This is a genomic window from Enterobacter sp. MEB024 (genome assembly GCF_030209635.1).
Classification (GTDB): Bacteria; Pseudomonadota; Gammaproteobacteria; order Enterobacterales; family Enterobacteriaceae; genus Enterobacter; species Enterobacter ludwigii.
Genome location: NZ_JARVRQ010000005.1, coordinates 20526 through 45821 on the forward strand (window position 1 = coordinate 20526; position 25296 = coordinate 45821).

Here is a 25296-nt window from a genome sequence, read left to right on the forward strand (position 1 = left end):
CTTAGTGTTTGCGACGGCGAAAAGATAACTTGTCATACAACTTTAAAAGGTGAGTGACATCACAAATGCATGATTATTTGTAGGGACATTATGTGTTACGGATAAAGCCAGTTCTGGCGCGGCCTGGCGAAGGGTTTACCTCATTTGAGGTAATTAATTTGTCTGCGTTTATTGATCTAACTCACGAAAAAATGTTCTGTCTCTGGAAATTGGTGTGATAACTTTGCAGCATCTGAGCATAAGCTTTCTGACGCTCTCGTTACGAGGAAGACGATAATGACACCGTTTATGACCGAAGATTTTCTGTTAGATACCGAATTTGCTCGCCGCCTGTACCATGACTACGCCAAAGACCAGCCAATTTTCGACTACCACTGCCATTTACCGCCGCAGCAGGTTGCCGAAAATTACCGTTTCAAAAACCTGTATGACATCTGGCTGAAAGGTGACCACTACAAATGGCGTGCGATGCGCACCAACGGCGTGGCGGAGCGCCTGTGTACCGGTGATGCAAGCGACCGCGAGAAGTTTGACGCCTGGGCGGCGACCGTTCCGCACACCATCGGCAACCCGTTATATCACTGGACGCACCTTGAGTTGCGCCGTCCGTTCGGCATCACCGGAAAGCTGCTCTCCCCGGCTACCGCCGATGAAATCTGGGATCGGTGCAATGAATTACTGGCGCAGGATACCTTCTCCGCCCGCGGCATCATGAAGCAGATGAACGTGAAGATGGTGGGGACCACTGACGATCCGATTGACTCCCTGGAACATCACGCGGTGGTCGCCCGCGATACCTCGTTTGATATTAAAGTGCTGCCAAGCTGGCGTCCGGATAAAGCCTTTAATATCGAACAGGCAACGTTCAATGATTACATGGCGAAGCTGGCGGAAGTGTCTGACACCGACATTCGTCGTTTTGCAGACCTGCAGAGCGCGCTGATCAAACGTCTGGACCACTTCGCGGCACACGGCTGTAAAGTCTCTGACCACGCGCTGGATGTGGTGATGTTTGCGGAATCGAATGAAGCCGAGCTTGATAGCATTCTGGCACGTCGCCTGTCCGGTGAATCCCTGAGCGAGCACGAAGTGGCACAGTTCAAAACGGCGGTGCTGGTCTTCCTCGGTGCGGAATATGCTCGTCGCGGTTGGGTGCAGCAATACCACATTGGTGCCCTGCGCAATAACAACCAGCGTCAGTTTACACTGCTGGGCGCGGACGTGGGCTTCGACTCCATCAACGATCGCCCGCTTGCGGAAGAACTTTCTAAGCTGCTGAGCAAACAGAACGAGCAAAATCTGCTGCCAAAAACCATCCTCTACTGCCTGAACCCGCGCGATAACGAAGTGCTGGGTACCATGATCGGTAACTTCCAGGGTGAAGGTATGCCAGGCAAGATGCAGTTCGGTTCCGGCTGGTGGTTCAATGACCAGAAAGACGGGATGGAGCGTCAAATGACGCAGCTGGCACAGCTGGGTCTGTTAAGCCGCTTTGTGGGCATGTTGACCGACAGCCGTAGCTTCCTTTCTTACACGCGCCACGAATATTTCCGCCGCATTCTGTGCCAGATGATTGGCCGCTGGGTGACCGCGGGTGAGGCCCCTGCCGATATTCAGCTGCTGGGCGAAATGGTGAGAAACATCTGCTTTAACAATGCGCGCGACTACTTCGCCATTGAACTGAACTAAGGCCGTTTGAGGTTGATATGCAATACATCAAAATCCATTCGCTGGATAACGTTGCCGTCGCGCTGGCGGATCTGGCCGAAGGTGAAGTTGTCACCGTTGATAACCAGACGGTAACCCTGCGTCAGGCGGTGACTCGCGGGCATAAGTTTGCCGTGAAGCCGATCGCCCAAGGAGACAACGTTGTTAAATACGGTCTCCCGATTGGTCATGCGCTGGCGGATATTGCGCCGGGTGAGCATATTCATTCCCACAACACCCGCACCAATCTGAGCGATCTGGACGAGTACAGCTATCAACCTGATTTAGCGGCAGAAGAAGCGCAGGCGGCGGATCGCGAGGTACAGATCTACCGCCGGGCGAACGGTGAAGTGGGGATCCGCAACGAGCTGTGGATCCTTCCCACCGTCGGCTGCGTGAATGGGATCGCGCGTCAAATCCAGACGCGTTTCCTGAAAGAGACCCACGACGCCGAAGGTACGGACGGTGTGCACCTGTTCAGCCACACCTACGGCTGTTCTCAGCTTGGCGACGACCACATCAACACCCGCACCATGCTGCAAAACATGGTCCGCCACCCGAACGCGGGCGCGGTGCTGGTGATTGGCCTGGGCTGCGAGAACAATCAGGTGGATGCGTTTCGCGACACGCTGGGTGAGTTTGACCCCGAGCGCGTGCACTTTATGGTGTGTCAGCACCAGGATGATGAAGTGGAAGCGGGCATTGAGCACCTTCACCAGCTGTATGAGGTGATGCGTCACGACAGGCGTGAGCCGGGCAAGCTGAGCGAGCTGAAGTTCGGCCTGGAGTGCGGCGGGTCTGATGGCCTGTCCGGGATCACCGCGAACCCGATGCTGGGCCGCTTTTCAGATTATGTGATCGCCAACGGCGGTACGACGGTGCTGACAGAAGTGCCGGAAATGTTCGGTGCTGAACGTATTCTGATGAGCCACTGTCGCGACGAAGAGACGTTTGAGAAGACCGTCACCATGGTGAACGACTTCAAACAGTACTTTATCGCCCACAACCAGCCGATTTATGAAAACCCGTCTCCGGGTAACAAAGCGGGCGGGATCACCACGCTTGAAGAGAAGTCTCTCGGCTGCACGCAAAAAGCGGGCGCCAGCCCGGTGGTTGATGTCCTGCGCTACGGTGAACGTCTTAAAACGCACGGTCTGAATTTGCTCAGCGCACCGGGTAACGATGCGGTTGCGACCAGCGCGCTGGCCGGCGCCGGCTGCCACATGGTGCTGTTCAGCACCGGGCGCGGGACACCGTACGGTGGCTTTGTGCCGACGGTCAAAATCGCGACCAACAGCGAGCTGGCAGCGAAGAAAAAACACTGGATCGACTTTGATGCAGGCCAGTTAATCCACGGCAAAGGGATGCCGCAGTTGCTGACGGAATTCGTGGATACCATTGTGGAGTTTGCCAACGGCAGACAGACCTGTAACGAGAAGAATGACTTCCGCGAACTGGCGATCTTCAAGAGTGGCGTGACGCTGTAAGTGTGGTGCGGGTGATGCCCTCACCCCTGTGGAGAGGGTCAAATACTAAAACGGCAACCTTCGGTTGCCGTTTTGCTTTACGTTTTGTCACCGGGCTTTTGTTTACCCGCGTAACGCGTTCTTCGCTAAACGCGCGTCTTCCGCCTGGCATGCCGCTGCGGTGAACAGCACGTCCGTTGAGGAGTTCAGCGCGGTTTCGCAGGAGTCCTGCAATACACCGATGATAAAGCCGACGGCCACTACCTGCATGGCAATCTCATTCGGGATACCGAACATATTGCACGCCAGTGGGATCAGCAGCAGCGAACCACCCGCCACACCCGATGCACCACACGCACACAGCGACGCCACCACGCTCAGCAACAGCGCCGTGGGCAGATCGACCGGAATGCCCAGCGTATGCACAGCCGCCAGCGTCAGCACGGTAATGGTAATTGCCGCACCCGCCATATTCACGGTCGCACCCAGCGGGATGGAAACCGAGTAGGTGTCGCGATCCAGATTCAGCTTCTCCGCCAGCGCCATGTTAACCGGAATGTTTGCCGCAGAACTGCGGGTGAAGAACGCATACACACCGCTCTCGCGCAGGCAGGTTAACACCAGCGGATACGGGTTACGGCGGATCTGCCAGAACACCAGCAGCGGGTTAATTACCAGCGCAACCAGCAGCATGCAACCAATCAGTACCACCAGCAACTGCGCATAGCCCAGCAGTGCGCCAAAGCCGGTGGTCGCCAGCGTGGAAGAGACCAGACCGAAGATGCCGATTGGCGCAAAGCGAATCACGATTTTGACCATAAAGGTCACGGCGTTCGACACGTCGTTGACCAGGTTTTTCGTTGTTTCGTTGCCGTGACGCAGGGCAAAACCAAGACCGATCGCCCAGACCAGGATGCCGATGTAGTTAGCGTTCATCAGTGCCGTAATCGGGTTAGAGACCATGCTCATCAGCAGGCCGCGCAGCACTTCCACAATACCGGATGGCGGGGTGATATCACCCGCAGCGCTGGTCAGGTGCAGCGAGGACGGGAACAGGAAGCTGAAAACGACGGCTGTTAAGGCTGCAGAGAAGGTGCCCAGCAGATACAGGAACAAGATAGGGCGAATGTTGGTTTTTTGTCCGTGTTGATGATTGGCAATTGACGCCATGACCAGCATCAGCACCAGCACCGGTGCCACGGCTTTCAGTGCGCCAACGAAAATGGTGCCAAGCAGCCCCGTCGCTTCCGCAGCCGGTTTTGACACCATTGCCAGCAGAATCCCCAGTACCAGCCCTACCAGAATTTGTTTAACGAGACTGCCTTGCGCCAGGCGCGCAAAGAGACCAGTTGATTGTGTGCTCATAAAAATTCCTAAGTGAAATTGCGTTCCATCCTTTATGTGCTCTAAGTCACATTTATGTCCGGATGTAAGAAAATGTTTGCCTGGTTGAGTATAGGGAAACCGGATGCGGAGGGAAGCGTAAAATGCTGCATTTTACGTGTTGCGTCATAGTTTTTAACTATTCATTTACAAAAGTGTGCTGACCCTCTCCTTGGGGGAAAGAGGGCCAGCGTAAAGGCAGCAGGAAGGACCGTAATTACTCCACCTGTTGCTTCTTATCGTGCTGACGATTAACCCAGGTATTGATAAGCAACGTCACGATCAGAATGCCAAACACCACACCGAGCGAGATAGCGATAGGGATGTGGTAGAAATCGACAATCAGCATCTTGATACCGATAAACACCAGGATCACCGACAGACCATATTTCAGCATTGAGAAGCGCTCAGCCGCGCCTGCCAGCAGGAAGTACATGGCACGCAGACCGAGGATGGCGAACAGGTTAGATGTCAGCACAATGAACGGGTCAGTGGTGACCGCGAAGATAGCCGGAATGCTGTCTACCGCGAAAATCACATCGCTCAGCTCAACCAGAATCAGCACCAGCAGCAGCGGCGTGGCAAAAAGCAGGCCGTTCTTACGCACGAAGAAGTGCTCGCTCTCGATCTTGTCGGTCATGCGCAGATGACCACGGATCCACTTCACCAGCGGACGGTCGCCAATGGCGGAGCCATCTTCTTTTGCCAGCGCCATTTTGATCCCGGTGAACAGCAGGAATGCGCCGAAGACATACAGCAGCCATTCGAACTGCGTAATCAGCCAGCTTCCGGCGAAGATCATAATCGTACGCAGGATAATCGCACCCAGCACGCCGTACACCAGCACGCGACGCTGCAGGGCCGCAGGCACGGCAAAGTAGCTAAACAGCATCAGCCAGACGAAGACGTTATCGACCGCCAGGGCTTTTTCAATCAGATAGCCGGTGAGGAACGCGAGCGCCTGAGGATCGGCAACCGCGCGGCCTTCCGTTGAGGCCAGGTACCACCAGAAGGCAGCACAGAAGAGCAGGGAGAGGGTGACCCACACCAGTGACCAGGCCGCAGCCTGTTTCATCGTCATGCCATGTGCGCCGCGACGCCCCTGCAAAAAGAGGTCGATCGCCAGCATGATGAGCACGACAACCGCGAATCCGCCCCACAACATGGGAGTGCCGACAGAATGCATACTATTTTCCTTACACATAAAAAACAAAAACGGCCATGGTCAGAAGACGATAGCCGTTAGCTTTTTATGCATAGACCTCGCCTTCCGGCAAGGTCTCACTTACAACCAAAAAGACAGGCTTTTTTGATTGCCCGGCGACCGGATGCGGTTTTGCACGCATCGTAATGACGATCCACCGGCAAGGAAGTTACTCCCCTTTGCAGGTAACAAAATATGTCAGACCAGTGATTTCGTCAATGGTCTGCACCGTTTCATTACACAGCTTTACGCGATAGCTTCTGCGCCCACGCCATCTGCAGGGAAGACTACGCCGGTTTGACGGCGGATCTCGGTTTGGAGTTTCGCCGTGGTGCGGCTGACCGCCAGCCCAGGGTGATTCACTTCATTGTCTTCTACCAGACGGGCGAAGACCTCTGCCTCATAGAGCATAGTGTTAATATGCTGAGGCTGCGTCAGCTCCTGCGCTTTGCCGCCACGTGGGACAATGCTCAGCTTCTGACACTCGGAAATCTTCTCGATAACCAGTGAGCCCGCTTCGCCCTGAATTTCGCTGGGCAGAACGGAATCGCTCACCTTGGAGTGCTGCAGCGTAACGCTGAAATCACCGTAATCCAGCACCACGATGCCGTGCGCATCCACACCGCTTTCCAGCAGGCTGGCCGTGGCGGTGACGCCGTGCGGCTCGCCCCACAGCGCCACGGCAGAGGCCAGACAGTAAAAACCGATGTCCATAATCGAGCCGTTAGAGAAGGCCGGGTTAAAGGTGTTCGGGTTTTCACCGTCCAGATAACGCTGATAGCGCGACGAGTACTGGCAGTAATTAATAAACGCTTTACGCACTTTGCCAATCTTCGGCAGAGACTGCTGTAACAGCAGGAAGTTTGGCAGGCTGGCGGTTTTGAACGCTTCGAACAGCACCACCTGATTGTCGCGGGCAAGCTGAATCGCGGCTTCCACTTCCTGAATGTTCGAGGCCAGCGGCTTCTCGCAAATCACATGTTTTTTATGGCTGAGAAACAGCGACGTTTGCGGAAAGTGCAGGGAGTTTGGGCTGGCGATGTAGACCGCGTCAATGGCGTCACTTTGCGCCATCTCATCGAGCGACGTGAACAGATGTTCAACCAGATAGTCGTTCGCGAAACTCTGCGCCTGCTCCAGGCTGCGGGAATAGACTGCGGTGAGCTTAAATTTGCCGGTTTCATGGGCGGCGTCGACGAACTGGCGGGTGATCCAGTTCGTGCCAATAACTGCGAAACGTATCATAAACGTTTACGTACTCCGTAGCAGGGAACCTTTAGCCACTGTAGCACGTGATTATTGCAAAACCAGTGCGCTACTGCGCATTACTCTTTAACGATAAATGCGTAAGCCATAAACGGGTATCGAACTCCAGCTGGTGGTACTGCGGCTCCATATGGCAGCACAGGGAGTAGAAGGCCTTGTCGTGCTCTTTTTCCTTCAGGTGTGCCAGCTCATGCACCACGATCATCCGCAAGAACGCTTCCGGCGCGTGACGAAACACGGTAGCAACGCGGATCTCCGCTTTCGCTTTGAGCTTGCCGCCCTGAACTCGGGAAACGGCAGTGTGCAGGCCGAGCGCGTTTTTCAGCACATGGATCTTGTTGTCGTACATCACCTTATTGATGGGTGGCGCGCTCTTCAGATAGGTGTTTTTCAGATCCTGGGTATACTGCCAGAGCGCCTTATCGGTCGCGAAGTCATGCGTACCCGGATAGCGTTTTTCCAGCACCGCGCCCAGCTTTTGCTCGGCAATTAAGCTGCGAACCTGAGAAAGTAAGTTCTCCGGGTAGCCCTGGAGATAAGTTAGTTGGTTCATCAACGCCCCAATTTGACAATAAAACGGGTATACTCACGCACCCTTTTCAGGGATAACGCCGAAATTTTACCATTCAGGAGGGCCGATGAGCCACTTAGACAACGGTTTCCGTTCACTCAACCTAAAACGTTTCCCGGAAACGGACGACGTTAACCCGCTTCAGGCGTGGGAAGCGGCGGATGAATATCTGCTGCAACAGTTGGATGACACTGAAATCAGCGGCCCGGTTTTGATCCTGAATGACGCGTTTGGCGCGCTGGGCTGTGCTCTGGCAGAACACACGCCTTACAGCATCGGTGATTCCTACTTGAGCGAGCTGGCGACGCGGGAAAACCTGCGCCACAACGACATCGACGAATCCAGCGTTAAGTTCCTCGACAGCACCGCGGACTACCCGCAGGCGCCGGGCGTGGTGCTGATCAAAGTGCCGAAAACAATGGCGCTGCTGGAACAACAATTGCGCGCACTGCGCAACGTCGTAACCCCACAAACGCGTATTATCGCGGGGGCCAAGGCGCGTGATATCCATACCTCAACGCTGGAACTGTTCGAGAAAGTGCTCGGCCCAACCACCACGACGCTGGCCTGGAAAAAAGCGCGTCTCATTAACTGTACTTTTAGTGCCCCCGAACTGGCCGACGCGCCAGAAACCCTGAGCTGGACGCTGGAAGGCACTGACTGGACAATCCACAACCACGCGAACGTCTTCTCCCGCACCGGCCTTGATATCGGGGCGCGTTTCTTTATTGAAAATCTGCCGGATAACCTGGAAGGCGAAATCGTCGATCTGGGCTGCGGTAACGGTGTGATTGGCCTGACGCTGCTGGCGAAGAACCCTGACGCGAGCGTTGTATTTAGTGATGAGTCGCCGATGGCGGTGGCCTCCAGTCGTCTGAACGTTGAAACCAACATGCCGGACGCGCTGGATCGCTGCGAGTTTATGATTAATAACGCGCTGTCGGGCGTTGAGCCGTTCCGCTTTAATGCCGTGTTCTGTAATCCCCCGTTCCACCAGAAACACGCCCTGACGGATAACGTCGCCTGGGAGATGTTCCACCATGCACGCCGCTGCCTGAAAATTAACGGCGAGCTGTATATCGTGGCGAACCGTCACCTGGACTACTTCCACAAGCTGAAGAAGATCTTCGGTAACTGCACCACGGTTGCCACCAACAACAAGTTCGTGGTGCTGAAATCCGTCAAGCTGGGTCGCCGCCGCTAACGCGGGGCGCTGAGTTTACACCGGCCTGCCTCGCGTGCAGGCCCGGTGAGCGTTGCGTCACTCAGAGACTCAAGGCCAGCGTTGTCCCCTGCGCAATGGCGCGTCGTGCATCCAGCTCCATCGCCACGTCGCATCCGCCGATCAGGTGTACCGTTTTTCCCGCCTCACGTAGCGGATCCACCAGATCGCGCTTCGGCTCCTGACCCGCACACAAAATCACATGATCCACCTGCAGCAGCTGCGGCTCACCGCCGATCAGCACGTGCAGCCCCGCGTCATCGATCTTCTGATAGCTCACCGACGGTATCATCTTCACCCCGCGAGAGAGCAGGGTTGCGCGATGGATCCAGCCCGTGGTTTTGCCCAGGCCTTCACCGGGTTTGCTGGCTTTACGCTGCAGCATGACGATCTGACGCGGGCTTTTCGGCAGCTGGGGTCCTTCCGGCCGCAAGCCGCCGGACTGGTTAAGGCTGGTGTCGATACCCCATTCCACGCAGAAGTCGGCAATGTTCTGGCTGGTGGGTTCGCCGGGCTGACTTAAGTACATCGCGGTATCGAACCCGATCCCGCCGCAGCCGATGATCGCCACTTTTGCCCCCACCAGCGCTTTGTCACGCAAAACGTCCAGATAGCTCAGGACTTTCGGATGATCGATGCCCTCGATCGCAGGCCTGCGTGGTGCGATCCCGCTTGCCAGGATCACCTCATCGTAATCCATTACATCCACCGGGTTTACAAACTGGTTGAGGCGCAGATCCACGCCCGTCAGGTCGATCATTCGGCGGTAATAGCGCAGGGTTTCGTAAAATTCTTCTTTGCCCGGGATCTGTTTGGCGATATTGAACTGCCCGCCAATCTCAGCGGCGGCATCGAATAACGTCACGCTGTGGCCGCGCGAGGCGGCATTCACCGCAAACGCCAGACCCGCCGGGCCGGCACCGACCACGGCCAGGCGTTTTTTATGCACCGCCGGGAAAATCGGCATTTTGGTTTCGTGGCAGGCGCGGGGGTTGACCAGACACGAAGTGACCTTGCCAACAAAAATCTGATCCAGACAGGCCTGATTACAGCCGATGCAGGTGTTAATCTCATCTGCACGCCCGCTCTGCGCTTTGGAAAGCAGCTCGGCATCTGCAAGGAACGGACGCGCCATGGAGACCATGTCGGCATCACCGGCGGCGATCACATTTTCCGCCACTTGCGGGTCGTTAATGCGGTTAGTGGTCACCAGCGGGACAGACACTTTCCCTTTCAGCTTGCGCGTGACCCAGCTGAACGCCGCGCGTGGCACCGGCGTGGCGATGGTCGGAATACGCGCCTCGTGCCAGCCGATGCCGGTATTGATGATGGTCGCGCCGGCGGCTTCAATCGCCTGCGCCAGCTGCACGGTTTCGTCGAACGTCCCGCCGCCTTCCACCAGGTCGAGCATCGACAGGCGGTAGATAATAATAAAATCCGCCCCGGCACGTTCACGCACGGCACGCACCACTTCCACTGCAAAGCGCATGCGGCGCGCGTGATCGCCACCCCACTCATCGTCGCGCTGGTTAGTGCGGGCCGCGAGGAATTCGTTGATCAGGTAGCCTTCCGAGCCCATCACCTCAACACCGTCATAGCCCGCTTCACGCGCCAGTGCCGCACAGCGGGCGAAGTCGTCAATCAGCGTCAGGATCTCATCGTGGCTGAGGGCATGGGGCGTAAAGCGGTTAATCGGGGCCTGAATGGCCGACGGTGCGACCAGATTCGGTTGATAGCTGTAACGCCCGGTGTGCAGGATCTGCAGGGCAATTTTCCCGCCTTCCCGGTGAACGGCGTCAGTGACCACGCGATGATGCGGCAACTGGTTGGCGTCGTTCAGCACCGCACCGCCTTCCATCCCCACGCCAGAAGGCGCAGGGGCCACCCCGCCGGTAACAATCAGCGCCACCCCGTGACGTGCACGCTCGGCATAGAAGGCCGCCAGACGTTCGGCCCCGTCCGGATGTTCTTCAAGCCCGGTATGCATTGAGCCCATCAGCACGCGGTTTTTAAGGGTGGTGAACCCCAGATCGAGGGGGGTAAATAACGACGGGTAGTGGCTCATAGTCTCTTCCAGTGTAAAATTATTGTTATGTGGTCGGATGAGTTACTAATTTAGCCAGCGATGAGTAAAAGGGAAAAGGGGAATGCGGCGATTGTGATGGGATTCAAATATTGGTGTGGCCTGACCCCCTCTCCCTGAGGGAGAGGGGGCGTTATAGCTCTCAGGGAGAGGGGGCACGCACTAAACCCGGTGCCTGCCACATCGATGTCGTCAGTCCGCTGTCCACCAGCCCAAGCTGGTCGGCATAAACGGCCTGCCACTTCTGCATCATACCGTCGTACAGCTCCCGGTGCGCCGGGTTCGGCGTGAACTCGCGGCTCCATTTCACCAGCCGTTCGCCTGTCGCCGCCATATCCGAAAACAGCCCGGCTCCCGTTCCGGCAGTAATCGCACAGCCCAGCGCTGTCGCCTCTTTCACTTGCGGGACGCGCACCGGCAGACCGGTCACGTCGCTTAAAATCTGGCTCCACAACGCACCTTTCGAGCCACCGCCTGCAAACACCAGACCGTCGAACGTTACCCCTGAGAACCGTGAGATCTGCGTCAGGTTACACGCCGAGACAATCGCCGCGTTCTCTTCCAGCGCACGGAACAGCGTGGCTTTGTTGCATTTTTCCGGGTCGATGGAGAGGTTAATAAACGACGGCGCGGCGTGATACCACTGCTTGAAGTGCATAGCATCTGAGAAGATCGGCATCACACCGTGTGAACCGGCAGGCACGCGGCTGGCCATCTCCTCAAGCAGGGAGTAAGTGTCCATTCCCATCCGCTCCGCGATGAGTTTCTCTTCCGCGCAGAAGGCGTCACGGAACCAGCGCATGGTCAGGCCGGTAAAGAAGCTGATCGACTCCGCCTGCGCCATGCCGGGGATCACATGCGGATTCACGCGGATGTTCATCTCCGGGTCGGTGCGTACCTGCGGCAGGTTGACCACCTGCTGCCAGAAGGTACCGCCCAGCACGGCCGTTTGCCCGGCCCGCACGACGCCTAACCCAAGACAGCCAAGCTGCACGTCGCCACCGCCCATCACCACCGGCGTGCCTTCGCGCAGGCCGCTCTGCTGTGCGGCATCTTTGGTGATCGCACCGAGCACGGTACCGGTCTCCTTCACCGGAGAGAGGATATCGGCACGCAGCCCGGCCATGTCGAGCAGCGCCGGACGCCAGTCGCGGGAGAAGAGATCCAGCATACCGGTAGTCCCGGCATTGGACGGATCAACGGCCAGCTCGCCGGACAGTTTTGCCGCCAGCCAGTCGCTTATCATGGTGATCGTGGCGGCTTTGCGGTAGATGTCCGGACGATGGTGCGCCAGCCACAGCAGGCGCGGCATGGCGCTCAGGGCCAGGGTCTGGCCGGAGACGTCATACACTTCGGATTCAAAACGGTAGTCGTGGATCTCTTTGAGTTCGGCTACCTCGCGGCTGGCGCGGGCATCGACGTTGGCGCACGCCCAGATGGCGTCGCCGTTGCGGTCATACAGCACGATCCCCTCGCGCATTGAGCAGCAGGCCACGGACTGGATATCCGCTGCGCTCAGGCGGGCGCGCTCCAGCGCCTGATGAATACACTGGCAGGTGAGTCGCCAGTTAATGTCGAGATCAAACTCCATCGAGCCCGGCACATTCTCCACGCTCAGGTGTTTCCACTCGGCCTGGCCAACGGCAACCTGGTTGCCCTGCAAATCGAAAATTACGGCGCGAACGCTGCCTGTCCCTGCATCTAACGCTAAAAGGTAACTCATGAGCATGCCTCGTGTCAGGCGCAGGACAGGCTCTTAGCTCGCCAGAGCCAGCACCGCGCGGGCTGTCGTCTCCTCCGTCACCAGGCCATTAATACGGCGGCCTTTGAGTGCGGCATAAATCGCATCGGCTTTCTCTTCACCTCCGGCCACGCCAACGATGGTGGGCAACTGCGCCAGTTCATCGAGCGTGACGCCCAGTAATTCCCGGTGGATCTCCAGCTCGTGCACGCATTCCCCTTCGGCGTTCAGGAAATAGCCGAGGATATCGCCCACCGCCCCTTTACGGGCGTACATCAGCTGTTCACCTTCGCTGATATAGCCGGAGCGCAATATGGTGGCGTCCCGGCGCTGGTTCACCGAACCAATGCCTACCACCGCCACATCGGCCGCGGCGGCGGCGAGGATCACGTCCCGCACGCTGGATTCGCGTTTTAGGATCCCGGCCACTTCGGCGGAGGAAACGCGAAGCGGGGCGGGGATCATGCTGACGCTGCAGGCGGCATCAAGCTGACCGATGCCCGTCATATACGGCCCAACGCCGCCGGAGAGCGTCACCAGGCGGATCTGCTGCGAGCTGATAAAACCGCTTAAGTGCTGCAGGCTGCTCATGGTGGTTTCACCAAATCCCACCGCCAGCAGCTGGCCGGGCTCCAGCACGCCCATCAGCGATTGCGCCGCGCCAATGCCCAGCCGGACATTCATGGGCGGGGTATTCAGGGCCGGCAACACGCGAACCAGCTTGAGCCCGAAGCGTTGCTGCAGCTCGGTTTCCAGCGCCAGACACCCCTCATAGCGGGAGTTGATCTGCACGCGGATCACCCCGGACTGGCGTCCTTTCTCCAGCAGACGCGAGATCTTCAGGCGCGGCAGTCCGAGCCGCTCGCCGATGTCATTCTGGGTTAATCCGTCGTGGTAGTAGCACCAGGCGACGCGGGCAACCAGCTCTTCTTCCGCCAGTGCCAGCCCGGCAAAACGACCTTCTTCCGCAGTGCGTTTATCGCTCATAATTGAACTCTTATAAAAATTTAGATCATATGTTCGTGATCGCGCAGAAAGAAAGTGTGAACCACGCGACAAAACAGATCTTTTAGATTGATTTGTGTCTGTGTGGATCTTAATCGATAAATTTGTGATCCCTGCACGGTTCTAAATATAGTTCACCGTCTACGCTTTTGAACATTATTAAATCTAAAAATCATTTGTTCAATAGCGGAGCGATAATGACGCCACTTATCGAAGCACGTGATATCAGCAAGCAGTTCTCCGGCGTACCGGTCCTGAAAGGTATTCATTTCACGCTGCTTGCGGGTCAGGTGCATGCGCTGATGGGCGGTAACGGCGCGGGAAAATCAACGCTGATGAAAATCATCGCCGGGGTGGAAACGCCGGACAGCGGTGAACTTTCGGTTGACGGCCACGCGTTTGCGCGGCTTTCGCCCGCGCAGGCCCACAGGCTGGGGATTTATCTGGTGCCGCAGGAACCCCTGCTTTTCCCCAACCTGACGGTGCGGGAAAACATCCTTTTCCGCCTGCCGCGTGAGGCCGGTATGGGGGAACGGCTGGCGGAGAAACTCCAGCAGCTGCAGTGTCAGCTCAATCTTGATGCCACCGCCAGCACCCTTGAAGTGGCGGATCAACAGATGGTGGAGATCCTGCGCGGCCTGATGCGTAACGCGAAGATCCTGATCCTTGATGAACCCACGGCGTCGCTCACCCCGGGGGAAACCGAACGGCTGTTCCGCCAGATCCGCGCGTTGCAGGCGCTGGGCGTCGGCATTGTTTTTATCTCGCACAAATTACCGGAGATCCGCCAGCTGGCGAGCCACGTCTCGGTAATGCGCGACGGCGCGATCGTGCTCAGCGGTGAAACTGCACAGTTTGACGATAACGCCCTGATTGCCGCCATGACGCCGGTGAGCCGCGAAAAAGGATTAAGTGATGCACAAAAACTGTGGCTGGCGCTGCCGGGCAATCGCCGCACGCAGCCGCAGGATTTCCCGGTGCTGCGGGTGGAAGAGCTTACCGGTGAGGGATTTATCGATCTCAGCATGGAAATCTATGCCGGGGAAATAGTTGGCCTCGCCGGGCTGGTCGGCTCCGGGCGCACCGAATTTGCGGAAACGCTGTATGGGCTGCGCCCGGTGCGCGGTGGGCGAGTCTGGCTGGAAAATCAGGAAATAACCGGCGAACCCGTGGCGGCACGGCTGGAGAAAGGGCTGGTCTACCTGCCAGAGGACCGACAGGTTTCCGGCTTGTTCCTGGATGCGCCGATTCGCTGGAACACCGTGGCGCTGAATGAGCCCTCGGTCTGGCAGCAGCGCAAACGGGAGTCGGCGGTGGTGGAGCGCTATCACCGGGCGCTGGGGATCAAGCTTAACCATGCGGATCAAACCGTGCGCACGCTTTCCGGCGGCAACCAGCAGAAGGTGTTGCTGGCGCGCTGTCTGGAGGCGAACCCGCTGCTGTTGATCGTCGATGAACCGACACGCGGAGTGGATGTGTCGGCGCGGGCCGATATCTATCAGCTCATCAAAAGCGTGGCGGCGCAGAACGTGGCGGTGCTGATGATCTCAAGCGATCTGGATGAGTTCCCCGGGCTTGCCGATCGCGTGCTGGTGATGCACCAGGGCGTGCTGAGCGGCGAGTTGTCCCGGCACGCGGTCAGTCTCGACAGAATGATGGCGCTGGCATTCGGAGGGCAGTCATGAAGACCTTACTGAAAAATCGCGAACTGAGCGCGTTCATCGCCATTCTGGCGTTGTTCGCGGTGCTGGTGGGGCTCAATCCGGCCTATTTCAGCCTGCAAACGCTGGGGATGATCTTCGCCAGTTCGCAAATCTTGATCCTGCTGGCGCTCGGCGCCGCGCTGGTGATGTTGACCCGCAATATTGATGTTTCCGTCGGCTCTACCGTCGGGCTGTCTGCCATTGCCGTGGGGGTGGCCCTGAACAGCGGCTACACCCTGCCGGTATCGATCCTCTTTGCGCTGTCGATTGGCGCACTGGCGGGAGCATTTAACGGTTTTCTGGTGGTGGGGCTGCGTATTCCGGCAATTGTGGCCACCCTCGGCACGCTGGGCCTCTATCGCGGAGCGATGCTGCTGTGGACGGGAGGAAAGTGGATTGAAGGGCTACCGCCGAGCCTGAAATCGCTCTCTGAACCTGCCGCTATGGGGATTTCACCGCTCGGAATGGGCGTGGTGTTTTTAGCCGCGGTCGGCGCATGGACGTTGTCGCGCACCGCCTTCGGACGCGATTTCTACGCCGTGGGCGACAACCTTACCGCCGCACGCCAGCTGGGCGTGGCGGTGAACCGCACGCGAATGATCGCTTTCACGCTGAACGGCATGCTGGCCGCGTGTGCGGGGATTGTGTTCGCTTCGCAGATTGGCTTTGTACCTAACCAGACCGGCAGCGGGCTGGAGATGAAAGCCATTGCCGCCTGCGTACTCGGGGGGATCTCTCTGCTGGGCGGTACCGGGACGCTTATTGGCGCCTTCCTGGGGGCTTTTTTCCTGACTCAAATCGACACCGTGCTGGTGCTGTTCAGGCTGCCCGCGTGGTGGAATGACTTTATCGCCGGGCTGGTGCTGCTCGGTGTGCTGGTGCTCGACGGGCGTTTACGGCAGGCGCTGGCCCGGCATCAGCGCGCACTTAAGTACAGCCGCTTCCAGCCCGGTAACAAAGGGGGGAAGCATGTCACCCCGTTTACGAAACACAAAAAAGAGGTGGCGTAAATGAAGCTTAACTGGGAAAGCGCGCTGCTGATATTACTGGTGCTGGAAATCCTGCTCTTTGGGGCCATCAATCCGCGCATGCTCGATATCAACATGCTGCTGTTCAGCACCAGTGATTTTATCTGCATTGGCATTGTGGCGCTGCCGCTCACCCTGGTGATCATCAGCGGCGGCATTGATATTTCCCTCGGTTCGACCATCGGCCTGTGTGCCATCGCGCTGGGGGTGATGATGCAGGCGGGCTGGCCGATGGCGCTGGCCATACCGTTGACGCTGCTGCTCGGCCTGCTGTGCGGTCTGGTCAACGCTGCGCTGATCCACTACACCGGCATCAGCCCACTGGTTATCACCCTCGGCACGCTCTATCTCTACGGCGGTGGCGCACTGCTGCTCTCCGGCATGGCGGGGGCGACCGGTTACGAAGGCATCGGTGGCTTCCCGGACAGCTTTACCGCGTTCGCTAATCTCACGTTCCTGGGGTTGCCAATCCCGCTGGTGCTGTTCGCCGTGATTACCGTCTTCTTCTGGCTGATTACCCATCGCGGACGCTTTGGCCGCCATCTGTTTTTGATTGGGCAGAACCCGCGCGCGGCGCGCTATGCGGCGCTCTCGGTCAACGGGATGCCCTACGCCCTGTATGGCCTGGTGGGCGTTGCTTCGGCCATTGCTGCGCTGGTGATGGTCTCCTATTTCGGTTCGGCGCGTTCGGATTTGGGACGCGATTTACTGATGCCTGCACTGACCGCAGCGGTCCTCGGCGGCGCCAATATCTATGGCGGTTCGGGGTCGGTAATCGGTACGGCCCTGGCGGCGTTGCTGGTGGGGTATCTGCAGCAGGGTTTACAGATGGTCGGCATCCCCAACCAGGTGTCGAGCGCGCTGTCAGGGGCGCTGTTGGTTGTGGTGGTGATGGGACGTTCACTGAGTTTGCACCGTGAATGGGTGCGCTCTCTCCTCACAAAACATACCCGGAGCGTAAGATGAAAACAAAACTGATAGTCCTGGCGATGGCACTCAGCTTCGCGTCGGCACAGGCCGCGGATCGCATCGCCTTTATCCCCAAGCTGGTGGGCGTTGGCTTCTTTACCAGCGGCGGCAATGGCGCGAAAGAGGCGGGTAAAGATCTCGGCGTGGACGTCACCTACGACGGCCCGACCGAGCCCAGCGTCTCAGGCCAGGTGCAGCTTATCAATAACTTCGTTAACCAGGGCTATAACGCCATTATCGTTTCGGCGGTGTCGCCGGATGGCCTCTGCCCGGCGCTGAAGCGTGCGATGCAGCGTGGCGTCAAAGTACTGACCTGGGACTCCGACACCAAACCGGAATGCCGCAGCATCTACATCAACCAGGGCACCCCGGCGCAGCTCGGCGGCCTGCTGGTCGACATGGCCGGTAAACAGGTCACCAAACCGAATGCCAAAGTGGCGTTCTTTTACTCCAGCCCGACCGTTACCGACCAGAACCAGTGGGTGAAAGAGGCGAAGGCCAAAATCGAGAAAGATCATCCGCAGTGGCAGGTCGTGACCACGCAGTTTGGCTATAACGATGCCACCAAATCGCTACAAACCGCCGAGGGGATCTTAAAAGCGTATCCGGATCTGGATGCGATCATCGCCCCGGATGCCAACGCCCTGCCGGCGGCGGCGCAGGCGGCGGAAAACCTGAAGCGAGAAGGGGTGGCGATTGTCGGCTTCAGCACGCCTAACGTGATGCGCCCGTACGTAGAGCGCGGCACGGTGAAAGCCTTCGGCCTGTGGGATGTGGTGCAACAGGGCAAAATTGCGGTCAATGTCGCCGATCGGTTGTTGAAAAAAGGCGATCTTAACGTTGGCGACAGCGTGGACGTGAAAGATATCGGTACGCTGAAGGTCGAGCCGAACAGCGTGCAGGGCTACCAGTATGAAGCGAAGGGCAACGGCATTGTGCTGCTGCCGGAGCGGGTGGTGTTTACCAAAGAGAACATCAACAAATACGATTTCTGACGGGGGAGCAAATGGCTGATTTAGACGACATCAAAGACGGCAAAGATTTTGGCATCGGCACACCGCAGCAGAACGTGCCGTTTACCCTGAAGGGGTGCGGCTCGCTGGACTGGGGAATGCAGTCCAGGCTGGCGCGCATCTTCAACCCAAAAAGCAACCGCACGGTGATGCTGGCCTTTGATCACGGCTATTTCCAGGGACCGACGACCGGCCTTGAGCGTATCGATCTCTCTATCGCCCCGCTGTTTGGGGAAACCGACGTGCTGATGTGCACCCGCGGTATTTTGCGCAGCCAGGTGCCTGTCGCCACCAATAAACCCGTCGTGTTGCGCGCCTCCGGCGGCAATTCGATTTTAGGGGAACTTTCCAACGAGTGCGTGGCGGTGGCGATGGAAGATGCGCTGCGCCTGAACGTCTGCGCGGTGGCGGCGCAGGTGTACATCGGCAGTGAGTTTGAACATCAGTCGATCAACAACATCATCAAACTGGTGGATGCCGGTGCGCGCTATGGCATGCCGACCCTGGCGGTAACGGGCGTTGGCAAAGAGATGGCGCGCGACGCGCGGTATTTCTCGCTTGCCAGCCGTATCGCAGCCGAGATGGGGGCGCAGTTCGTCAAAACCTATTATGTCGACGAAGGGTTTGAAAAAGTAACCGCCAGCTGCCCGGTGCCGATCGTGATTGCCGGAGGCAAAAAGCTGCCGGAGCACGATGCGCTGGAGATGTGCTGGCGGGCGATTGACCAGGGGGCGTCCGGGGTGGACATGGGCCGCAATATCTTCCAGTCCAGCGCCCCGCTGGCCATGCTGAAAGCGGTGAAAAAAGTGGTACATGAGAACATGAGCGCGCGGGACGCGTTCCAGTTCTGGCAGGAAGAGAAACAGGGAGAAGCAAAATGAACGTGACATTAGTGGAAATCAACATCAAACCCGAGCGTGTCGATGAGTTTCTGGAGGTGTTTCGCGCTAACCACGAAGGGGCGATTCAGGAGCCGGGCAATCTGCGCTTTGATGTTTTACAGGATCCGCGCGTGAAAACCCGGTTCTTTATCTACGAGGCCTACAAGGATGAAGAGGCGGTGCTGGCGCACAAGAAAACCCCGCACTATCTGGCCTGCGTGGATAAGCTTGAGGACCTGATGTCAGAGCCGCGCAAAAAACGCAGTTTTGTCGGGTTATTGCCGGCGTAACAGACCGCCGGGTAGCGCTTACGCTAGCCCGGCGATGCTCAGGCGAGGGCCAGTTCCGCCAGGATCGCCGCCAGCGTTTCGCGCGGTTTCCCGCTCAGCGACGCAAGCGGGAACGGCAGTGCAGGCGCGGCCACTTTCCCTGACATTTCTGCTGCTGCGGCCATCACCCGCAAACTGCCGTACTGGCGGAACAGCGCCCACAGCGGCGCCAGCCGATCAGAGGGGGCGGTGTCTTTGGCTCGGGCAATTGCCAGCGCCGTCTGCGGATAGAGCCCTGCGATAACCGAATACCAGACATCAAACCCGGCCTGCAGGGCTGACGCCGCCCGCCAGTCGCCACTGATGCCCAGGGTGACGCTTTCAGGAAGACGGGCGCGCATGTGGGCGATATCGTCCGGTATGCGCCCGAGCTTGACGGATTTGACGTTCGGTAGCGCCGCCACGGCATACAGCAAATCGTCGTTAAACTCGAACCCGGTGGTGGCCGGGTTGTCGTAAATGCACAGCGGAACAGAGATCCGGTGGGTCACCGTCTCATACAAGGTAAACACTTCCTCTGCCGTCAGGCGCTGGTACGACACGGGGGCCAGTAACACCCCGCGGGCGCCGGCGCTTTGCGCCTCATCCGCCAGACGGAGAATATCGTCGAGGCGAAGCGCGCCAATACTTACGCTCACCGGAATGTTGTCGGCATGCGCCACGGCACAGCGGGTGATATGCGTGCGCTCTTCAGGCGTCAGATACGCGTAACTGCCCGTCGAACCGAGGATCCCCAGCGAATCGACACCAGCATCCACCAGCGGGCGCAGCAACTGCACAAACGCCTGCTCATCAAATTTCCCCTCTCGCAATGGCGTCAGAGGGAATGCGCTTAACCCGTGAAACATCCGCTTATCCTTTTAGAGTTCAATCAGTTGAAGGTGAGCAGTGGAGCCCGGCATCAGCCGCTGCAGGTTGCTGACTAACTCATCGCCAGCCTCCTGCAACGCCGATAACGGCATCGACGGCAGACTTTCGAGAATAAACCACATGTGTTGCGCCTGGCTATCGAGACGTGTACGCACGCCCTGGCGCCAGTTCCAGCGACGGCAGGTGACGCCAATATCATCGCGCCAGATAACTTCGCCCGCATCCGGGTATTCGATAACCGGCTGGCCTTCTTTCAGGGTATCAAACGGTTCATTACCTTCGGCAAGCGTCAGACGCGGTGCGCCTGCATAAGCGGCAAGGTTCTCACCCCCGACGGGAATGGCGTAACGAATGCTGATGGCATTGTAAATATCGACCACTGGATCGAGCGGGGGCAGTGCGCCCTCTTTCAGCACTCGCTTACGCAGGGCCGATGCCGAGCAGGGTGTGCGTTTCGGTTTCGCACCAAATGCCCTGAACACGTCATCCCAGGCGCTGAGGTGCGCTTCCGCCCAGGCGACATCATTAGTGAGGACCTGCTGGCAGGCCTGTGCCAGCGCGGCAGAGGCCACGTCCGGCTGGGTTATCGGGGCGGCTTCAACCAGAATGCTCAGCGCCCGAAAGCCGGGGGCAATCCCGGTAAGACGCGGGTCTATTGACGGCGTAACGAGAGACATAAATAATCCTGTATTGACTGTTTTATACTATGGTAGTGACCAATGACTGATAAAGTCAATATAATGACCGATTCGGGTGCCGATATCGCCCAGGTAAGCCTGGCCGTCGCCACCCGCATTCGCAACTGGCGCAAAGAGAAAAAACTGTCGCTGGATGAGCTTTCACGCCGCGCCAGCGTTAGCAAAGGCATGCTGGTGGAGATTGAAAAAGGGGCGGCGAATCCCAGCATTGCCATTCTCTGCAAGCTGGCTGCCGCGCTGGGCGTTTCGGTGGCGGATATCGTTAACGTCTCCAGCGAGCCGCGGGTGCACGTCATAGAAGCAGCGGCGATCCCGGTTCTGTGGCAGGGCCCACAGGGCGGATATGCCCGGCTGCTCGCGGGCACGTCTGGCCCGGATATGATTGAACTCTGGCAGTGGGTGATGCATCCGGGGGAGCGTTTCACCTCGCCGGGGCACCCGGCGGGAACGTTTGAGCTGCTGCATGTCACTGAGGGAGGATTGACCCTGACGGTGGAAGAGACGGTGACGCAGGTGGCGGCAGGCGCTTCGGCGGTGGCGAAAACGGAAGCGGCACACGGCTACGCGAATGAGGGCGAAAATGTGTTGCGGTTTACCATGACGGTGGCGGAGTTTCACCGCTAAAAATACCCCCTCCGTCAGGAGGGGGAGTGGATATCACGCTTCTTCCACACTTACCCGCAGGGCTGCCAGCGCTTTACGCGCCGCTTTCAGCACCTGCTCACACTGTTCAACCGTTAGCGTCAGCGGCGGTTCAATGCGAATGGTCTTCGAGTTGTTGAGCGTTCCGGCAACCAGGACACGCTGGCGGAACATCTCGCTCGCGAAGCTGTAGCCGATTTCGTTGTCGACAAACTCAATGGCCATCAGCAACCCTTTACCCCGCGCATCCTGCACCAGATCCGGATATTCCCGGCCCAGCTGGCGGAAACCGTCCAGCAGCATATCGCCTTTCTGTTCCGCCTGTGCAGGCAGGTTTTGATCCAGCAGCACGTTGATGGTCGCCAGCGCGGCCGCGCAGGCCAGCGGGTTACCGCCAAACGTAGTGGTGTGCAGGAACGGGTTGTCGAACAGCACCGAGAAGACCTCTTCGGTCGCCACCGTCGCGCCAATCGGCATCACGCCGCCGCCCAGCGCTTTTGCCAGACAGAGAATGTCCGGCTGGACGTTCTCATGCTCGCAGGCAAACATCTTGCCCGTACGCCCCATCCCGGTTTGGACTTCGTCGAGGATCAGCAGTGCGCCAAATTCATCGCACAACTGACGCACGGCAGGCAGATAGCCCTGCGGGGGCAGGATCACGCCGCCCTCACCCTGAATAGGCTCCAGGATCACCGCTGCCACGTCGTCGCCGGTTTTACGGCATTCGCTCAGCATGGTGCGCATAGCGCTAATGTCACCAAACGGCACGTGGCGGAAGCCCGGCAGCAGCGGCATAAACGGTTTGCGGAAAGTGGATTTGGCGGTAGCTGACAGTGCGCCCAGGGATTTTCCGTGGAACGCGCCGCTGGTGGCGATAAACGTGAATTTGCCGCGCGGCGACTGGTACGCTTTGGCGAGTTTAATCGCCGCTTCGACCGATTCCGTGCCGCTGTTGCTAAAGAAGCTGTACTTCAGTTTGCCGGGCGTTAAGGCCGCGAGCGTTTTCGCGAGCATAGCGCGAAGTGGATCGAGCAGTTCCTGGCTATGGAGAGGTTGTTTCGCAAGTTGATTCTGTACGGCGGAAACCACAACTGGATTACGGTGCCCCACGTTGAAAATTCCAAAACCACCCAGGCAATCTATAAACTCCTGTCCCTGGGTGTCGACAAGCGTATTAAGACTTCCCGCTTGCCACTCTACGGCTCCGTAATCCCCGCCGGCGGTAACAGATTTGCGATACTCCAAAAACCCTGGATTGACATGCTCTTTAAAGTAATCGATGACCTCTCGGTTAAGTTGTTTCATCTCCTCATGATCAAGCGTTCGCTTCTCAATGAGATTCAGTGCGTGCGCGGTACAGGCAAGAGCCGAGGCGCTGGAAGGTAACCTGTTCAAAATGTGCTCCCGGGGATCGCGTATCACATGATACTGGATTAAGTATTGCAGGGATTACGCCACTTCAGATGCCTTAACGAAAATCAGGATAAACACCAGGTTAACATTATGTTGCGCAAAATTTAATCATGCCGATATAACCGATACGGGATTTAGCGGTACGGCGGAAAAGGCCTGGGGAGGTGCGAACAAGAGGCCATTGCACTTATAGAGTGCAGACGCTGCGACTTAAGTGGGCGTTAACGCGTCATACTCTGCAGGTAATTTCTCTACGAAAGTATTTGAAATCAATGAATTATAAAATCTCACAAAAAGTGCGGTTTAAGTGAAATCTGCGATCTCTATCAACTTTAACAACTAAAGATAAATTCTTTACCGCCGAAAAAACATTAATCCACAAAATTAACATTCAAATAACCTGCAAGGGATGCTCACGATGTCCGCTCCAACCTTTGTCACCCAGAATGAATATCCTCTGGACGATGACACCACCTTAATGTCGACCACCGATATTCACAGTTACCTGACCCACGCCAACGACACCTTTGTGCAGGTGAGTGGCTATCAGCTTGATGAGCTGATGGGCCAGCCGCACAATCTGGTGCGCCACCCCGATATGCCAAAAGCGGCGTTTGCCGATATGTGGTACACCCTGCAAAAGGGCGAGCCGTGGAGCGGCATTGTCAAAAACCGACGTAAAAATGGCGACCACTACTGGGTGCGCGCCAATGCGGTGCCGATGGTGCGTCACGGGCAGGTGACGGGCTATATGTCGATTCGCACCAAAGCCACGGCAGAAGAGATTGCTGGCGTGGAGCCGCTCTATCGGGCTCTGAATGACGGGCGCTGCAAGAAACGTATTCATAAAGGACTGGTGGTAAGGAAAGGCTGGCTGGGGAAACTTCCGGCAATGCCGCTGCGCTGGCGCGTGCGCAGCGTGATGGCGGGGCTGTTTGCGGTGCTGGCTGCCACGCTGGTGGCCACCTCAGCGGGTGCGTACCCGCTGGCTGCCGCCGCGGTAGTCATGTTGCTGGGCACGCTGCTGTTCGAGCAGCAGATTGTTCGTCCGATCGAAAACGTGGCGCGTCAGGCGCTGAAAGTCGCCACCGGCGAGCGCAACAGCGTGCAGCACCTGAACCGCAGCGACGAGCTGGGGTTGACCCTGCGTGCGGTAGGGCAACTGGGGCTGATGTGCCGCTGGTTGATTAACGATGTTTCAAGCCAGGTGGTGAGCGTGCGTGATGGCAGCGACAGGCTGGCAAAGGGGAATGAAGATCTGAACGATCGGACGCGTCAGACCGTGGCCAATGTGCAGCAGACCGTGGCGACAATGAACCAGATGGCCGCCTCCGTGCAGAGTAATTCAGAAACCGCCGCCGAAGTGGACAAGCTGTCAGTGGCCGCCAGCAGCGCGGCGACCAAAGGCGGAAACGCGATGCAGACGGTGGTGAAAACCATGGATGACATCGCGGATAGCACGCAGCGGATTGGCTCGATTACCTCCCTTATTAACGACATCGCGTTTCAGACCAATATTCTGGCGCTGAATGCGGCGGTGGAGGCGGCAAGAGCCGGTGAGCAGGGGAAAGGCTTCGCGGTTGTCGCCGGCGAAGTGCGCCATCTCGCCAGCCGTAGCGCCAGTGCAGCCAACGATATTCGCAAGCTGATTGATGCCAGCGCCAGCAAGGTGCAGTCCGGCTCTGATCAGGTTCATGCCGCCGGTCGTACAATGGATGATATCGTCGAGCAGGTGAAAAACGTGACGCAGCTTATCGCGCAGATCAGCCACTCCACCTCTGAACAGGCTACCGGCTTGTCAGAGCTCACCCGTGCGGTGGCCGAGCTGGACAGCATCACGCAGAAAAATGCCGATCTGGTTGAGGAAAGTGCCCACATATCCGCAATGGTGAAGCATCGCGCCGGGCGTCTTAAGGATGCGGTAACCGTGCTCCATTGAGCCAGTAAGGTTCCAGAAAGCCGTTTATTTCATCAGGAATAAGCGGCTTTATTTTTTCTGAATGTAATTATTAATGTCTTTTATTGTTAACTTTATATTAAGTAACTAAAGAAAGCACATCAGATATTTACCCCAGCCTAAGTCCGTTTTCCCCGATGCTATT

The 25296-nt window shown here is 57.7% G+C and carries 21 protein-coding genes; 11 read left to right on the forward strand and 10 right to left on the reverse strand.

Going from position 1 to position 25296, the window contains the following annotated elements:
* The first annotated feature begins 276 nt into the window (after positions 1-276).
* Both uxaC and QRN24_RS09680 read left to right on the forward strand, forming a co-directional pair.
* Positions 277-1689 carry a glucuronate isomerase gene (gene uxaC / locus QRN24_RS09675; RefSeq protein WP_244047484.1) on the forward strand — a complete coding sequence of 471 codons (1413 nt, stop codon included), beginning with the start codon at positions 277-279 and terminating at the stop codon, positions 1687-1689.
* A 17-nt stretch (positions 1690-1706) separates the two neighbouring features.
* A complete protein-coding gene (locus QRN24_RS09680; RefSeq protein WP_014171723.1) occupies positions 1707-3194 on the forward strand; it encodes a UxaA family hydrolase in 1488 nt (495 codons plus the stop codon).
* A 102-nt stretch (positions 3195-3296) separates the two neighbouring features.
* Here QRN24_RS09680 and sstT read toward each other — a convergent pair whose 3' ends face one another.
* The 4 genes from sstT to QRN24_RS09700 form a co-directional block, all read right to left on the reverse strand.
* Entirely contained in the window at positions 3297-4538 is a 1242-nt protein-coding gene (gene sstT / locus QRN24_RS09685; RefSeq protein ID WP_014171722.1) for a serine/threonine transporter SstT, read from the reverse strand.
* Positions 4539-4773: 235 nt separating this feature from the next.
* Complete coding sequence (locus QRN24_RS09690; protein WP_025202952.1) at positions 4774-5742, reverse strand: TerC family protein; 969 nt, start codon at positions 5740-5742, stop codon at positions 4774-4776.
* 264 nt (positions 5743-6006) lie between these two features.
* On the reverse strand, positions 6007-7005 hold the full coding sequence (locus QRN24_RS09695) for a Gfo/Idh/MocA family protein (protein ID WP_014171720.1): 999 nt from the start codon (positions 7003-7005) through the stop codon (positions 6007-6009).
* A 70-nt stretch (positions 7006-7075) separates the two neighbouring features.
* Positions 7076-7579, reverse strand: coding sequence for a YgjP-like metallopeptidase domain-containing protein (locus QRN24_RS09700; RefSeq protein WP_025202954.1), 504 nt, complete (start codon positions 7577-7579; stop codon positions 7076-7078).
* An 85-nt stretch (positions 7580-7664) separates the two neighbouring features.
* On the opposite strand from QRN24_RS09700, the gene rlmG reads away from it, so the two are divergent.
* Positions 7665-8801 (forward strand): 23S rRNA (guanine(1835)-N(2))-methyltransferase RlmG, encoded by a 1137-nt coding sequence (rlmG, locus tag QRN24_RS09705; protein ID WP_014171718.1) that lies wholly within the window; start codon positions 7665-7667, stop codon positions 8799-8801.
* Positions 8802-8862: 61 nt separating this feature from the next.
* Here the strand turns inward: rlmG and QRN24_RS09710 are convergent, their stop codons facing one another.
* The 3 genes from QRN24_RS09710 to lsrR all read right to left on the reverse strand — a co-directional run bounded on the left by QRN24_RS09710 (position 8863) and on the right by lsrR (position 13630).
* Positions 8863-10884: an NADPH-dependent 2,4-dienoyl-CoA reductase gene (locus tag QRN24_RS09710; protein ID WP_284942663.1), complete on the reverse strand. Its 2022-nt coding sequence runs from the start codon at positions 10882-10884 to the stop codon at positions 8863-8865.
* Between the two features lie 160 nt (positions 10885-11044).
* Positions 11045-12625: an autoinducer-2 kinase gene (gene lsrK, locus QRN24_RS09715; RefSeq protein WP_284942664.1), complete on the reverse strand. Its 1581-nt coding sequence runs from the start codon at positions 12623-12625 to the stop codon at positions 11045-11047.
* Positions 12626-12658: 33 nt separating this feature from the next.
* Positions 12659-13630: a transcriptional regulator LsrR gene (lsrR, locus tag QRN24_RS09720; protein ID WP_020883581.1), complete on the reverse strand. Its 972-nt coding sequence runs from the start codon at positions 13628-13630 to the stop codon at positions 12659-12661.
* Between the two features lie 215 nt (positions 13631-13845).
* On the opposite strand from lsrR, the gene lsrA reads away from it, so the two are divergent.
* The 6 genes from lsrA to lsrG are packed head-to-tail and all read left to right on the forward strand — an operon-like array spanning position 13846 to position 19532.
* Positions 13846-15333, forward strand: a complete 1488-nt coding sequence (gene lsrA, locus QRN24_RS09725; protein WP_020883582.1) for an autoinducer 2 ABC transporter ATP-binding protein LsrA — start codon at positions 13846-13848, stop codon at positions 15331-15333.
* Positions 15330-16361 (forward strand): autoinducer 2 ABC transporter permease LsrC, encoded by a 1032-nt coding sequence (gene lsrC, locus QRN24_RS09730; protein ID WP_284942665.1) that lies wholly within the window; start codon positions 15330-15332, stop codon positions 16359-16361. Before lsrA ends, lsrC begins: the two co-directional genes overlap by 4 nt.
* Positions 16362-17345 carry an autoinducer 2 ABC transporter permease LsrD gene (lsrD, locus tag QRN24_RS09735; RefSeq protein ID WP_014171712.1) on the forward strand — a complete coding sequence of 328 codons (984 nt, stop codon included), beginning with the start codon at positions 16362-16364 and terminating at the stop codon, positions 17343-17345.
* Positions 17342-18343 (forward strand): autoinducer 2 ABC transporter substrate-binding protein LsrB, encoded by a 1002-nt coding sequence (gene lsrB / locus QRN24_RS09740; RefSeq protein WP_025202959.1) that lies wholly within the window; start codon positions 17342-17344, stop codon positions 18341-18343. Before lsrD ends, lsrB begins: the two co-directional genes overlap by 4 nt.
* Before the next feature lie 11 nt (positions 18344-18354).
* Positions 18355-19242 (forward strand): 3-hydroxy-5-phosphonooxypentane-2,4-dione thiolase, encoded by an 888-nt coding sequence (lsrF, locus tag QRN24_RS09745; protein WP_014171710.1) that lies wholly within the window; start codon positions 18355-18357, stop codon positions 19240-19242.
* The gene (gene lsrG / locus QRN24_RS09750; protein ID WP_020883586.1) at positions 19239-19532 is read left to right on the forward strand and encodes a (4S)-4-hydroxy-5-phosphonooxypentane-2,3-dione isomerase; all 294 of its coding nucleotides are present in this window, start codon (positions 19239-19241) and stop codon (positions 19530-19532) included. Before lsrF ends, lsrG begins: the two co-directional genes overlap by 4 nt.
* Before the next feature lie 38 nt (positions 19533-19570).
* Here lsrG and QRN24_RS09755 read toward each other — a convergent pair whose 3' ends face one another.
* Together QRN24_RS09755 and QRN24_RS09760 are read right to left on the reverse strand one after the other, a co-directional pair.
* A complete protein-coding gene (locus QRN24_RS09755) occupies positions 19571-20419 on the reverse strand; it encodes a dihydrodipicolinate synthase family protein (RefSeq protein WP_252069776.1) in 849 nt (282 codons plus the stop codon).
* Between the two features lie 12 nt (positions 20420-20431).
* Positions 20432-21118, reverse strand: a complete 687-nt coding sequence (locus tag QRN24_RS09760) for a B3/B4 domain-containing protein (protein WP_284942666.1) — start codon at positions 21116-21118, stop codon at positions 20432-20434.
* 42 nt (positions 21119-21160) lie between these two features.
* Here QRN24_RS09760 and QRN24_RS09765 point away from each other — a divergent pair, with 42 nt between their 5' ends.
* On the forward strand, positions 21161-21763 hold the full coding sequence (locus tag QRN24_RS09765; protein ID WP_032679008.1) for a helix-turn-helix domain-containing protein: 603 nt from the start codon (positions 21161-21163) through the stop codon (positions 21761-21763).
* A gap of 33 nt (positions 21764-21796) precedes the next feature.
* Here QRN24_RS09765 and ygjG read toward each other — a convergent pair whose 3' ends face one another.
* Positions 21797-23176, reverse strand: coding sequence for a putrescine aminotransferase (gene ygjG / locus QRN24_RS09770; RefSeq protein ID WP_020883590.1), 1380 nt, complete (start codon positions 23174-23176; stop codon positions 21797-21799).
* 436 nt (positions 23177-23612) lie between these two features.
* Between ygjG and QRN24_RS09775 the strand changes: the two genes are divergently transcribed.
* On the forward strand, positions 23613-25133 hold the full coding sequence (locus QRN24_RS09775; protein ID WP_025202964.1) for a methyl-accepting chemotaxis protein: 1521 nt from the start codon (positions 23613-23615) through the stop codon (positions 25131-25133).
* Positions 25134-25296 lie beyond the last annotated feature (163 nt).

Bases quoted from the DNA above. Each gene is read 5' to 3' on its own strand.
- QRN24_RS09760 (WP_284942666.1), bottom strand. From the start codon at position 21,118: ATGTCTCTCGTTACGCCGTCAATAGACCCGCGTCTTACCGGGATTGCC.
- QRN24_RS09755 (WP_252069776.1), bottom strand. From the start codon at position 20,419: ATGTTTCACGGGTTAAGCGCATTCCCTCTGACGCCATTGCGAGAGGGG.
- lsrG (WP_020883586.1), top strand. From the start codon at position 19,239: ATGAACGTGACATTAGTGGAAATCAACATCAAACCCGAGCGTGTCGAT.
- sstT (WP_014171722.1), bottom strand. From the start codon at position 4,538: ATGAGCACACAATCAACTGGTCTCTTTGCGCGCCTGGCGCAAGGCAGT.
- lsrF (WP_014171710.1), top strand. From the start codon at position 18,355: ATGGCTGATTTAGACGACATCAAAGACGGCAAAGATTTTGGCATCGGC.
- lsrD (WP_014171712.1), top strand. From the start codon at position 16,362: ATGAAGCTTAACTGGGAAAGCGCGCTGCTGATATTACTGGTGCTGGAA.
- lsrC (WP_284942665.1), top strand. From the start codon at position 15,330: ATGAAGACCTTACTGAAAAATCGCGAACTGAGCGCGTTCATCGCCATT.
- QRN24_RS09765 (WP_032679008.1), top strand. From the start codon at position 21,161: ATGACTGATAAAGTCAATATAATGACCGATTCGGGTGCCGATATCGCC.
- lsrB (WP_025202959.1), top strand. From the start codon at position 17,342: ATGAAAACAAAACTGATAGTCCTGGCGATGGCACTCAGCTTCGCGTCG.
- QRN24_RS09695 (WP_014171720.1), bottom strand. From the start codon at position 7,005: ATGATACGTTTCGCAGTTATTGGCACGAACTGGATCACCCGCCAGTTC.
- QRN24_RS09700 (WP_025202954.1), bottom strand. From the start codon at position 7,579: ATGAACCAACTAACTTATCTCCAGGGCTACCCGGAGAACTTACTTTCT.
- QRN24_RS09775 (WP_025202964.1), top strand. From the start codon at position 23,613: ATGTCCGCTCCAACCTTTGTCACCCAGAATGAATATCCTCTGGACGAT.
- lsrR (WP_020883581.1), bottom strand. From the start codon at position 13,630: ATGAGCGATAAACGCACTGCGGAAGAAGGTCGTTTTGCCGGGCTGGCA.
- lsrA (WP_020883582.1), top strand. From the start codon at position 13,846: ATGACGCCACTTATCGAAGCACGTGATATCAGCAAGCAGTTCTCCGGC.
- lsrK (WP_284942664.1), bottom strand. From the start codon at position 12,625: ATGAGTTACCTTTTAGCGTTAGATGCAGGGACAGGCAGCGTTCGCGCC.
- uxaC (WP_244047484.1), top strand. From the start codon at position 277: ATGACACCGTTTATGACCGAAGATTTTCTGTTAGATACCGAATTTGCT.
- QRN24_RS09690 (WP_025202952.1), bottom strand. From the start codon at position 5,742: ATGCATTCTGTCGGCACTCCCATGTTGTGGGGCGGATTCGCGGTTGTC.
- QRN24_RS09710 (WP_284942663.1), bottom strand. From the start codon at position 10,884: ATGAGCCACTACCCGTCGTTATTTACCCCCCTCGATCTGGGGTTCACC.
- QRN24_RS09680 (WP_014171723.1), top strand. From the start codon at position 1,707: ATGCAATACATCAAAATCCATTCGCTGGATAACGTTGCCGTCGCGCTG.
- rlmG (WP_014171718.1), top strand. From the start codon at position 7,665: ATGAGCCACTTAGACAACGGTTTCCGTTCACTCAACCTAAAACGTTTC.